Source organism: Kitasatospora sp. NRRL B-11411, from assembly GCF_000721345.1.
GTDB classification, from domain to species: Bacteria; Actinomycetota; Actinomycetes; order Streptomycetales; family Streptomycetaceae; genus Kitasatospora; species Kitasatospora cineracea.
Window position 1 is genome coordinate 130,110 of record NZ_JOGH01000011.1, and the last position, 12,025, is coordinate 142,134.

The window sequence follows — 12,025 nt, forward strand, 5'->3', positions numbered from 1 at the left end:
CGGGAAGGCGCCCGGTACGGCGACACCGGCGCGCACGGAGGTGACGGCGATGACCGGACCGCGCACGGCCGCCGGGCAGTTGATCGCCTCCCACCTGGTCGGCGGCCGGCCGGTGCCCGGCGAGGAGATCGCCCTGCGGATCGACCAGACCCTCTGCCAGGACGCCACCGGCACCCTGGTCATGCAGGAGCTCGAGGCCCTCGGCCTGGACCGGGCCCGCACCGAGCTGAGCGCGCAGTACGTCGACCACAACATCCTGCAGGCCGACCAGCGCAACGCCGAGGACCACCTCTTCCTGCGCTCCGCCGCCCGCCGCTTCGGCCTCTGGTACTCCAAGCCCGGCAACGGCGTCTCCCACCCCGTCCACATGCAGCGCTTCGGCGTCCCCGGCAAGACCCTGCTCGGCTCCGACTCGCACACCTGCGCCGGCGGGGCGCTCGGCATGCTGGCGATCGGCACCGGCGGCCTGGACGTCGCCCTCGCCATCGCCGGACAGCCCTACCACCTGACCATGCCCCGCGTCTGGGGCATCCGGCTCGACGGCGAACTGCCCGCCTGGGTGAGCGCCAAGGACGTGATCCTGGAACTGCTGCGCCGACACGGGGTGCAGGGCGGGCTGAACCGGGTCCTGGAGTACCACGGGCCCGGGCTGGCCGGGCTGAGCGCGATGGACCGGCACGTCATCGCCAACATGGGCGCCGAACTGGGGGCGACCGCCAGCGTCTTCCCCGCCGACGGCGCCGTGCGGGACTTCCTGCGCGCCGAGGGCCGCGAGGAGGACTTCCGGCCGCTGGCCGCCGAGCCCGGCTGCCGCTACGACCTCACCGAGCGGATCGACCTGTCCGCCCTGGTGCCGCTGGTCGCCGCGCCCAGCTCGCCCGGCAACGTCGTCCCGGTCCGCGAGGTCGCGGGCACCCCGGTCGGCCAGGTGGTGATCGGCTCCTCCGCCAACCCGGGCCTGCGCGACTACGCGGTCGCCGCCGCCATGGTCCGCGGCCGCCAGACCTCCGGCCGGGTCAGCCTGGACGTCAACCCCAGCTCCCGCGAGGTGTTCCAGGACCTGCTGCTGACCGGCGCCGCGTTCGACCTGACCGCCGCGGGCGCCCGCATCCACCAGACCGGCTGCCTGGGCTGCATCGGCATGGGCCAGGCCCCCGCCACCGGGCAGAACTCGCTGCGGACCTTCCCCCGCAACTTCCCCGGCCGCTCCGGCACCCCGGACGACTCGGTCTGGCTGTGCTCGCCCGAGACGGCCGCCGCCTCCGCCCTCACCGGCGTCCTCACCGACCCCCGCGCCTGGGCCCGGCAGGAGGGCCTCGCCCCGCCCGACCCGGCGCTGCCCGACCACGCCTCGGTCAACCGCACGATGCTGGAGGCGCCGCTGCCCCCGGAGGCCGCCGCCGCGGTCGAACTGGTCCGCGGACCCGGCATCTCCGCACTGCCCGACTTCGACCCGCTGCCGGACGACCTCGACCTCCCCGTCCTGCTGAAGACCGGCGACGACGTCTCCACCGACGAGATCTGCCCGGCCGGCGCCCGGGCCCTGCCGTTCCGCTCCGACCTGCCGAGGCTCGCCGAGTTCACCTTCACCCGGATCGACCCCGACTACCCGGACCGCGCCCGCGCCGCCGGCCCGCACCTGGTCGTCGCGGGCGACAACTACGGCCAGGGCTCCTCCCGCGAGCACGCCGCCATCACCCCGCGCCTGCTCGGCCTGCGCGCCGTCCTCGCCAAGTCCTTCGCCCGCATCCACTGGCAGAACCTCGCCAACTTCGGGATCCTCGCCCTCGAGTTCACCGACCCCGCCGACCACGACCGGATCCAGCCCGGCGACCGGCTCCGGCTCACCGGCCTGCACCGGGCCCTGGCCCCCGCCGCCGAACCCCGGCTGACCGTGCACAACGCCACCCGGGACGAGGACTACCCGGTCATCCACCGCCTCTCGCCCCGCCGGCGCGAGGCCGTGCTCGCCGGCGGGGCCGTCCCCGCCCTCCGGCACGCCGGCAGGTGACGGCGGCTCAGAGCGCGGCCAGCCGCCGCCCGGCCGGCCCCAGGGAGCGGCCGCGGCGCAGCTCCCCCGCCCAGGGGTCCTCGCCCGCCAGGCGCTCGCCGAGGGTGGTGAGCGTCCAGCGGCGCGGGGTGAGCGCGGGGTCGTCCAGTTCGTCCCAGCCCAGCGGGGTGGCGACCGGGGCGCCGGGCAGGGCGCGGACCGCGTAGGGGGTGACGGCGGTCTGGGCGTAGGCGTTGCGCTGGACGTCGAGGTAGAGGCGGCCGCCGCGGGCCTGCTTGCGGGCCTCGGTGCTGAGCAGGTCGGGGTGGCGCCGGGCGAGCAGGCGGGCCGCGTCCCGGGCGAAGGCCCGGACCTCGTCGAACGGGGCCCGGCGGTCGAGCCGGACCAGCACGTGCAGGCCGCGCGAGCCGGTGGTCATCAGGGCGGCGGGGAGGCCGAGTCCGTCGAGCAGGCCGTGCAGCAGCCCGGCGGCCTCCCGCACCGGTTCGAAGTCCTCGCCGGACGGGTCGAGGTCGAAGACCAGCAGGTCGGGGTGGTCGGGCCGGTCGGCCTTGGAGAGCCAGCGGTGCGGGGTGACGCACGCCTGGCCGGCCAGGTAGAGCAGGGTGGCCAGGTCGTCGCAGACCGGGTGGGTGACGGTGCCGCCCTCCTTGGGCAGTTCGCTGCGGTGGATCCAGTCGGGGAAGTGGTCGGGGGTGTCCTTCTGCATGAAGCGGCCGCCGTCGATGCCGTCGGGGTGGCGCTCCAGCATCAGCGGGCGGCCGCGCAGCTGCGGCAGGATGCGCCGGCCGACCCGGCGGTAGTGCGCGGCGAGGTCGGCCTTGGTGAGGCCGTCCGCCGGGAACAGCTCCTTGTCGGCCCGTTTCAGCTGGATGATCCGGCCGCTCGCCCGGATCTCGACGGTGGTCATGGCGTGCCCCCTTCGCGGATGGCGTCGGCCGGCCGGCCCCGGGCCGGCCCGGGCAGCGCGGGTGGCGCGGCCGTCCGGCGCGCTGCGCCCCGGCGCCTACCCGGCCGGGGCCGCCCGACACACCCCCGGAGCGGGTGAGCCCCGGGCCGCGGACCGCCCCCGGCCGGGGCCGTGCCAGTCGAGGCACAGCACGGTGGCGTCGTCCGCCAGGTGGCCGCCGCCGGCGTCGGTGACGGCGGCGGTCAGGATGCGCACCACTTCGCGGGGGTGCTCGCGGGCGGTGGCGCGGATCAGCCCGGGCAGGTCCACCCGGGCCGCCTCGCGCTCCTGCATGCCGTCGGTGTACAGGACCAGCCGGTCGCCCGGCCGCAGGTCGAGGCGCTGCACCCGGTACGGGGGGCCCATCACGTCGAGGCCCAGCGGCATGTCGGCGTGCAGCCGCACCTCCTGCACCGCGTCCCCGCGCAGGCGCAGCGGCCGGGGGTGGCCGGCGTTGACGAGTTCGGTGCCGCTGCCGTCGAGGGCGACGCGCAGCAACTGGCCGGTGGCGAAGGCGTGTCCGTGGTCGACGAGGGCCTGGTGGGTGCGGCGGGCCTGCTCGGCGAGGTCGCAGCCGGCCCGGCGGGCGCCGCGGGAGGCGTTGACCAGGAGGGTGGCCGTGAGGGCGGCGGCGACGTCGTGGCCCATCGCGTCGGTGACGGACAGGTGCAGGGTGTCGTGGTCGAGGGTGTAGTCGTAGGTGTCCCCGGCGATGCTGTCGGCCGGGACCAGGGCGGCGGCCAGGGCGAACTCCGGGGCGTCGTAGCTGGACGCGGAGGGCAGCAGCTGGCGCTGGATCTCCGCGGCCAGGCTCAGGTCGGTGGTGCGCCGGCCGCACTGGTAGACGTCGGTGAAGCGGCGGTCGGCCACCACCAGGTAGGCCAGGGCGTGCGCGGCCCGCGCCACCCGGTCCAGGACCTCCCGGGTGACGCGGTCCAGGTGCAGTTCGAGGACGCCGAGGGCGTCGCCGCGGTGGGTGACCGGCGCGAGGATCCGCTGCCCGTGGTCGCCGTCGTCCTCGTGCACCGCCGTCTGGGCCCGCAGCACGTCCTCGTAGCGGCTGCCGGCCAGCGGGACCTGGCCCGTGCGGCACCCGTGCCCCGCGGTGGACTCCTCGCCGACCCGCACCATGCGCCGCCCGGTGACGTCGAGGAGCAGGAACGACGCGTACCGGGCGCCGAAGCGCTCCCGCAGGTCGCGGGCCGCCGCGTCCAGGGACGCCATCGGCGCGTGCCGCTCCGCCGCGGCCAGCATGTCGGCCGGCCCGACCCGTGCACCCATCGCGCATCACCTCCCGGGCCACACCCCGCTTCTGTCCGGGCCGCCCCGCCCGCACACCCCGCCCGGGTCGGACCCCGGGGCCCGCCCGTGTCGGATCCCCCCGGAGCGGGCAGACGTGCGGTGACCGAGAAGGTGATGGAGATGACCACGACCACCACGGCCAAGCGCCCCGCCCCGCCCCGTCCGCGTCCCCCGCTCGACCTGCGCACCCCTTCGGGCCGCCGCCTCCCGTACTGACGCCCCGCGCGGGCGCACGGACGGGCCCGGCCCCGGCACTGTCGCCGGGGCCGGGCCCGTCCGCGTCCCGTGCCCGGGGCCGCGGCGGCCCCGGGGTCAGGCGCCCATGGCGTGGACGCCGCCGTCGACGTGCACGATCTCGCCGGTGGTCCGCGGGAACCAGTCGGACAGCAGCGCCACCACGCCGCGCGCGGCGGGCTCCGGGTCGCGCAGGTCCCAGGGCAGCGGGGAGCGGGTCTCCCAGATCGCCTCGAAGTCGGCGAAGCCGGGGATCGACTTGGCCGCCATCGTGCGGATCGGGCCGGCCGCGACCAGGTTGGAGCGGATGCCGCGGCCGCCGAGGTGGCGGGCCAGGTAGCGGGAGGTGGCCTCCAGCGCGGCCTTGGACACGCCCATCCAGTCGTAGCTGGGCCAGGCCACGGTGGCGTCGAAGTCGATCCCGACCAGCGAGCCGCCGTCCCGCATCAGCGGCAGGCAGGCCGTCGCCAGCGCCTTGTAGGAGAACGCGGAGACCTGGACGGCGGTCGCCACGTCCGCCCAGTCGGTGTGCAGGAAGTTCCCGCCCAGGGCCGCGGCCGGGCCGAACGCGATGGAGTGGACGACGCCGTCCAGGCCGTCCAGGTGCTCGCCCACCCGGTCGGGGAGCGCGGCGAGCTGCCGGGCGTCGGTGACGTCCAGCTCGATCACCGGGGCCGGCTTGGGGAGGCGGTCGGCGACGCGTTCGACCAGGCTGAGCCGGCCGTAGCCGGTCAGCACGACCTCCGCGCCCTCCTCCTGGGCCAGCCGGGCGGCGTGGTAGGCGATCGAGGCGTCGGTGATGACGCCGGTGACGAGGATCCTCTTGCCGAGCAGGAGAGTGCCCATGGTTGCGTGACCTGTGCCCAATCTGCCGCCGGGACGCGGCGGCTGCGGTCGGTGCCGGTGCGGCGGGGTGCGTCAGGGTGCGGCGGGGTGCGTCAGGGTGCGGCCGTGGCGCACTGCGACGCCACGAAGGAGGCGAGCCGGCGGACGCCCTCCTCGATCTCGGAGGGGGACAGGTAGCTGCAGGACAGCCGGAGCAGGCGGGTGCCGGAGCCGTCCGGGTAGAAGGGACTCATCGGGGTCCAGAGCACCCCGAACTCGCGGGCCGAGCGCTCCAGGGCCCGCTGGTCGGCGGTGAACGGGACCGTCATGGTGAGGAAGTAGCCGCCGGCCGGCCGGTTCCAGCCGATGCCCAGCTCCGCCCGGCGGGCGGCCGGGAAGTGGCGCTCCAGCTCGGCCAGCAGGGTCTCCAGGGTGGCCCGGTAGAAGGCGATGGCCCCGGCGTTGGCCTCGCGCAGCCGGAAGCCGCTGTCGATGAGCAGCCCGCCGATGACCGCCTGGCTGAGCGTCGGGGTGTTCACCGTGGTCATGCTCTTGATCTTCGACAGTTCGTCGGCCAGCAGCGTCCGCCGGCCGTCGGCGCCGCGCACCTCCTGGTCGGCCACCACGTAGCCGACCCGGGCGCCGGGGAAGGCGGTCTTGGCGAACGACCCCAGGTAGACCACCCGGCGGCCGGTGTCCATCGACTTGAGCGTCGCGGCCGGCTCGCTCTCCCGGGTGAAGAAGCCGTACGGGTTGTCCTCCAGGAGCAGCAGGTCCTCCGCCTCGGCCACGTCGAGCAGGTCCCGGCGCGCGCCGTGGGACAGGCTCGTGCCGGAGGGGTTGGCGAAGTCGGGCACCAGGTACAGCGCCCGCGGGCGCCGCCCCTCGGCGCGGACCCGCCGGGCGGCCTCGGCGACCGCGGCCGGGTCGAGGCCGTGCGGCCCCTCGGGGACGGTCACCACCGGGATGCCCAGCAGGCTCGCGGCGCCCGTGACGCCCACGTAGCACGGGGAGCTGACCAGCAGGACGTCCGCCGGGGTGGCGCACAGGGCGCGCAGGGCGATCAGCATGCCCTCCTGGCAGCCGACGGTGACCACGACGGACTCCGGCGGCACCGCGATGGACTCGTCGTTGGCGATGGTCCGGGCGACCAGGTCCTGGATGAGGCCGCTGGTGCGCCCGTACTGGAAGAGTTCGGTGTCGACCTGCCGGCCGGTGTAGCCGCGCTCCTTGCGCAGGTGGTCGGTGTAGACGGTGAGCCAGTGGGTGACCTGCTGGACGTCGAAGAAGCCCTCGTAGGGGCGGCCCGGGGCGAAGGAGAGCGCGTCGGGGAAGCGGCCGGTCACCTCGTTGAGGAAGTTCATCGCGTCGAGCAGCGGGTCGGAGACCGAGCCGTGCAGCTCCGCGAGGTCCAGCACCACCGGGGCCGACGCCGGGGCCGGGGCGGGCGCGGGCGCGGCGAGCGAGTCGCGCAGGAAGCGGGCGGCCTGCGCGAGCGCCTGCCGGCCCGCGTCGAGGACGCCGCCCATGGCGAAGAAGCCGTGCACGACGCCCGGGTAGCGGGTGAGCTCGGCCGCGACCCCGGCCGCGGCCAGTTTCCGCGCGTACTCCTCGCCCTCGTCCCGGAGCGGGTCGTACTCGGCGGTGATCACCAGCGCGGGCGGCAGGCCGCCGTGGTCGGCGGCGCGCAGCGGGGAGGCCAGCGGGTCCGAGCCGTGCTCGGGGTCGGCCAGGTAGTTGTCCCAGTACCACTGCGCGGAGCGGGCGTTGAAGAAGTACGGGTCGTTGTTCTCGCGCCGGGAGGGGGTGTCGGAGCGGTAGTCGGTGTTGGGGTAGACGAGCAGCTGGGCGGCGATCTCCGGCCCGCCCCCGTCCCTGGCGCGCAGGGTGACGCCGGCCGCGAGGTTGCCGCCGGCGCTGTCGCCGCCCACGGCCAGGCGGTCCGGGTCGAGCCCGAGTGCGGCGCCGTGCCGGGCGATCCAGTCCACGGCGGCGTGGCAGTCGTCCACGGCCGCGGGGAACTTGTGCTCGGGGGCCAGCCGGTAGCCGACGGCCACCACCGCGCAGCCGGCGGCGTTGGCCAGCGACCGGCAGATCGCGTCCGAGGTGTCGATGGTGCCGAGGGTCCAGCCGCCGCCGAAGAAGTAGACCAGGACGGGCAGCGTCCCCGCGGGCCGCGGCCGGTAGATCCGGATCGGCAGGTCGCCGCCCGGCCCGGGGATGCTCCGGTCCTCCACCAGGGCGACCGGCTCCGGGGTCCCGGCGGTGGCCAGGATCGCCGCGAGGTCCTGGGCCCGGGCCTCCTCGACGGTGTAGCTGTACAGCTGGCGGTGTCCGCCCGCTTCCCGGGCCGCGCGGATCGCCTGGACCTGCGGATCGAGTGGCATGAGTGTCTCCACGAGAGGGGTTCAGGTACGGGTCGGGGACGGTGGGGTGCCGGGGACGACGACGGTGGCCGGGGCGCCGGCCGCGCCGGGGGACCACACGCCGACCGCCAGGCAGAGCCCGGGCGGGGCCTGCGGCAGGCAGAGCGCGAGGTCCGGCCGGGCGGGCAGCGGGGCGAGCAGGCCGGTGGGCGGGGTCCCGGGCGGCAGGACGCGGCGGCGCATCCCGCCGCCGCGCAGCCCGGTGCCCAGGGCCTTGCCGAGCGCCTCCTTCTGCACCCACAGCCGCAGGAAGGCCGTCGGCTGCTCCGGGCCGGGCTGCCGTGCGAGCCACTCGGCCTCCGCCGGGTCGAACCAGCGGCGGGCCAGGCCGGCGGTGGGCAGCGGCCGGACGCGCTCCACGTCCACGCCGACCGGGCCGAGCCGGGTGAGGGCCGCGGCCACGGTGTCGCGCCCGTGGCTGAGCGCGATGTGCAGCGGCCGGTCGGCGCCCTCCGCCGCCGGCGGGCCGGCGCCCTCCAGCACCGGCCGGCCGCCCGGCTCGCGGGCGATCCGCAGGCCGGCCCGGGGGACGCCGAGGGTGTCCGCGGCGGCGTCGAGCAGGAGGCCGCGGACGGTCCGGCGGGCGTCCGGCCCGGCGGCGGCCACCAGCACGGTGACCCCCGCCGCCTCCTCCGACACCGCCGCTGCCGCTGTCGCTGCCGTCGGCGCCACCGCCGCGGTCGGGCCGGTCACCGGTGCGGGGTGGGCCAGTTGAGGGCCACGGCCCGCTCGGCGAGCATCAGCACCGGCAGGTGCGTGGTGGCGCGCGGGCTGACCGGCATGACGGAGGCGTCGACGACCAGCAGCCCCTCGACGCCGTGCACCCGGCAGCGGCCGTCCACCACGGCGTCCGGGGTGTCGGCGGGCGCCATCCGGCAGGTGCCCACCGGGTGGTTGTAGATCGCCGGGTGGTGGCGCACCGCCTCCTCGAGGTCGGCGTCGGCGACCTCGGGGCCGGGGCGGAGCTCTCCGGTGAGCAGTTCGCGCAGCGCCGGGGTGTCGGCCAGCCGGCGGGCCGTCCGGACGCCGGCCGCGACCCTGCGGGCGTCCTCCGGGTCGCGGTAGAAGCCCGTGTCGATGACCGGGTGGTCGGCGGAGTCCGGGGAGGCCAGCCGGACCGAGCCGGTGGACCTCGGCTGGACCAGGCCGACCATCATGATCATGTCGTAGCCGGTCGGGTGGGGGCCGCGGCTCAGGGTGGGGGCGGCGGCCCGGGCCTGGACGTGCAGGTCCACGTCGGGGGCGTCGGGCGAGCTGCGCAGCGACAGCATGGTGCGCAGGCGCGGGGCCGGGTAGTCGCCGGGGCGGGCCGCGAACACGGTGCGGTACGCCGGGTGCTCGACCAGTCCGGAGCCGACCCCGGGCCGGTCGCGGACCACCGCGATGCCCAGCTCGCGCAGGTGGGCGGCGGGTCCGATGCCGGAGCGCTGCAGGATCGCCGGGCTGCTGTAGCTCCCGGCGGACAGCACCACCTGACGGGCCCTCAGCTCCTCCCCGGTGCCCAGCCGGACCCCGACCGCCCGGCCGTCCTCGACCAGCACCGAGTGGACCTCGCAGTCGGCCCGCAGCCGGAGGTTCGGCCGCCGCAGGGCCGGGGCGAGGTGGGTGAAGACCGCGTTCTCGCGGCGGCCGCCCCGCTGGTTGAGCGGTGCCACGCCGACGCCCTCGGCGGTCGGGTCGTTGAAGTCGGCGACCGCCTTGTGCCCTTCGCTGCGGCAGGCCGCCAGGAAGCTGCGCTGGGCGTCCGTCAACTCCTCGGCGCCGCCGCGCCGGACCGGCACCGGGCCGGAGCGGCCGTGCCAGCGGGGGTCGCCGTCCGGGTCGTCCTCCAACTGCCGGTAGAACGGCAGCACTTGCTCCCAGGACCAGTCCGGCAGCCCCAGGGCGGCCCAGGCCCGGTGGTCGGCCGGGCGGCTGCGCAGGGCCAGGCAGTAGTTGACGGCGGAGGAGCCCCCGACGACCTTCCCGCGCAGCAGTCCGACCGGACGGCGGGTTCCGGGCGGGACGGTCTCGCGGTAGCCCCAGTCGTGGTCGGCGGGCATCGCGGCGGCGTCGAGCAGCTGCTCGGGCCACCGCCCGTCGGCGGTGTGGTCCGGACCGGCCTCCAGCAGCAGGACCTCCCGTTCCGGGTCCTCGCTGAGCCGCGCGGCCACGACGCACCCCGCCGAGCCCGCCCCGACGACGACGACATCCAACTCCATGGCTACTCCGTAAGGTGTTCGGTGCTCCGGCGGCGGTCGGGCGGGCTCAGCGGTAGAAGCGGTAGAGGGCCTGGGCGACGCAGGCGGGCTTCGGGCCGCCCTCCACCTCGACGGTGAAGTCCAGGGCCAGTTCGAGGCCCTTGGGGACGTCGGTCACCGAGGCGATCCGGGCCGCCAGCCGGATCCACTGGCCGGTGCGGACCGGTGCCGGGAAGCGGACCTTGTTCAGGCCGTAGTTGACGGCCATCGCGGCGCCCTTGACCTCCAGCAGCTCCAGGAAGAGCGGGATGAGCAGGGAGAGCGTCAGGTAGCCGTGCGCGATGGTGCCGCGGAAGGGGCTGGCGGCGGCCTTCTCCGGGTCGACGTGGATCCACTGGTGGTCGTCGGTGGCGTCGGCGAAGGTGTCGACGCGGTCCTGGGTCACCGGCATCCAGCCGGTGTGGCCGAGGTCGAGGCCGGCCAGGTCCTTGAGTTCGTCCATGGTGTGCACGTGGGTGGGCATGTCGATCCTTCCGAACCGTTGCGTGGGGGCACACCGCGGAGGCGGGTGCCGGGGCGTCAGGGGAGCTCGGCCAGCCGGTGCCGCAGGAGCTTGCCGAGCGCGTTGCGGGGCAGGGCCGGCAGGAACCGGACGGCCCGGGGGACCTTGTAGCCGGCCAGCCGGCCGCGGAGGAACTCGATCAGTTCCGGCCCGTCGGCGGAGGCGCCCGGGCGCAGCACCACCGCGGCGTGGCCGCTCTCGCCCCACTTCGGGTCGGGGACGCCGAACACCGCGCACTCGGCGACGGCGGGGTGGCCGTGCAGGACGTTCTCGACCTCGGCCGGGTAGATGTTCTCCCCGCCCGAGATGATCATGTTCTTGAGCCGGTCGACGATCCGGACGCAGCCGTCCCCGTCGCGCACCCCGACGTCGCCGGTGCGCAGCCAGCCGCCGGACAGGGCGGCGTCGGTGGCGTCCGGGTCGCCCCAGTAGCCGGCCATCACGTTCGGCCCCTCCAGCAGGAGTTCGCCCTGCTCGCCGTCGGCCGCCCCGGCCGGGTCCGGGCCGGCGACCCGGAGGTCGGAGAAGAAGTTGGCGACGCCCACCGACCCGGCCTTGGCCGCCGCCCGCTCCGGTTCCAGCACCGTGGCGCACGGGGAGCTCTCGGTCATGCCGTAGCCCTGGACGAAGGGCAGCCCGCGGTCGAGGTAGGCGCGGACGGTGCGGTCGGAGGCCGGGGCGCCGCCGCTGAGCACGATCCGCAGGCTGCTCAGGTCGGCCGTCGCCCAGCCGGGCGCGGCGGCCGTCGCCTCGTGCATGGTGGGGACGGCGAACACGAAGTCGACCCGTTCCCGCTCGATCAGTTCGAGGGCGCGCTGCGGGTCGAAGCCGTCCTCCAGCAGCACCTTCCCGCCCTTGAGCAGGGTGGGCAGGCAGATCAGGTTGAGCGCCGCCGCGTGGAACAGCGGGGCGTGCACCAGGGACACCCCGTCGGAGTCCAGGTCGAGGTCGACCAGCAGGTTCAGGCAGTTCCACACGACGTTCCCGTGGGTCAGCACGGCGCCCTTGGGACGGCCGGTCGTCCCCGAGGTGTACATGATCAGGCAGGGGTCCTGGTGGCCGACCGGCAGGTCGACGGGCTCCGGCGGCGCGGCCAGCAGCTCCTCGTACCCGGTGTCCCCGGCCGCCGGGCGGGCGGCCTCCAGTGCGACGAACCGCCGCACCGGCGTGCCGGTCCGCAGCCCGGCCACCGCCTGCGCGTGGCCGGGCGCGTGCACCAGGACGGAGCTGCCCGAGTCGGTCAGGACGTGGGCCAGTTCGGGCCCGGCCAGGCGGGTGTTGAGCGGCACGAACACCGCGCCGAGCAGCCCGCAGGCGAACAGGGTCTCCAGGAAGGCCGGGTGGTTGCCGCCGAGGTAGGCCACCCGGTCGCCGCCGCGGACCCCGAGCGTGCGCAGCCCGTTCGCGGCCCGCAGCACCCGTTCGTGGAGCTCCCGGTAGGTGACGGGGCGGTCCCGGTGGAGCAGGGCCACCCGGTCCGGGGAGCGCCTGGCCCGGCGGGCCGGCCACGAGCCGATCCCGTGGTTGCGCACCCCG

At 76.2% G+C, this 12,025-nt stretch carries 9 protein-coding genes; 1 reads left to right on the forward strand and 8 read right to left on the reverse strand.

Features of this window, described 5'->3' with window-relative positions; all coding sequences use genetic code 11:
* Positions 1–49 precede the first annotated feature (49 nt).
* Complete coding sequence (locus IH44_RS0108085; protein WP_030458743.1) at positions 50–2,011, forward strand: aconitate hydratase; 1,962 nt, start codon at positions 50–52, stop codon at positions 2,009–2,011.
* Between the two features lie 7 nt (positions 2,012–2,018).
* Here the strand turns inward: IH44_RS0108085 and ligD are convergent, their stop codons facing one another.
* From ligD to IH44_RS0108130, 8 genes are all read right to left on the reverse strand, one after another.
* Complete coding sequence (ligD, locus tag IH44_RS0108090) at positions 2,019–2,921, reverse strand: non-homologous end-joining DNA ligase (RefSeq protein ID WP_030458744.1); 903 nt, start codon at positions 2,919–2,921, stop codon at positions 2,019–2,021.
* A 96-nt stretch (positions 2,922–3,017) separates the two neighbouring features.
* Positions 3,018–4,241 carry a PP2C family protein-serine/threonine phosphatase gene (locus IH44_RS0108095; RefSeq protein ID WP_232794857.1) on the reverse strand — a complete coding sequence of 408 codons (1,224 nt, stop codon included), beginning with the start codon at positions 4,239–4,241 and terminating at the stop codon, positions 3,018–3,020.
* A gap of 333 nt (positions 4,242–4,574) precedes the next feature.
* On the reverse strand, positions 4,575–5,342 hold the full coding sequence (fabI, locus tag IH44_RS0108105) for an enoyl-ACP reductase FabI (protein ID WP_030458746.1): 768 nt from the start codon (positions 5,340–5,342) through the stop codon (positions 4,575–4,577).
* A 92-nt stretch (positions 5,343–5,434) separates the two neighbouring features.
* A complete protein-coding gene (locus IH44_RS47770) occupies positions 5,435–7,708 on the reverse strand; it encodes an aminotransferase class I/II-fold pyridoxal phosphate-dependent enzyme (protein WP_081966781.1) in 2,274 nt (757 codons plus the stop codon).
* Between the two features lie 21 nt (positions 7,709–7,729).
* The gene (locus IH44_RS40730) at positions 7,730–8,440 is read right to left on the reverse strand and encodes a 4'-phosphopantetheinyl transferase superfamily protein (protein WP_157852189.1); all 711 of its coding nucleotides are present in this window, start codon (positions 8,438–8,440) and stop codon (positions 7,730–7,732) included.
* On the reverse strand, positions 8,437–9,948 hold the full coding sequence (locus tag IH44_RS0108120; protein WP_030458749.1) for a GMC family oxidoreductase: 1,512 nt from the start codon (positions 9,946–9,948) through the stop codon (positions 8,437–8,439). The genes IH44_RS40730 and IH44_RS0108120 overlap by 4 nt, the downstream gene beginning before the upstream one ends.
* Positions 9,949–9,994: 46 nt before the next feature.
* Entirely contained in the window at positions 9,995–10,450 is a 456-nt protein-coding gene (locus tag IH44_RS0108125) for a MaoC family dehydratase (protein WP_030458750.1), read from the reverse strand.
* Between the two features lie 56 nt (positions 10,451–10,506).
* The gene (locus tag IH44_RS0108130) at positions 10,507–12,021 is read right to left on the reverse strand and encodes a long-chain fatty acid--CoA ligase (RefSeq protein WP_030458751.1); all 1,515 of its coding nucleotides are present in this window, start codon (positions 12,019–12,021) and stop codon (positions 10,507–10,509) included.
* Between the last annotated feature and the right edge of the window lie 4 nt (positions 12,022–12,025).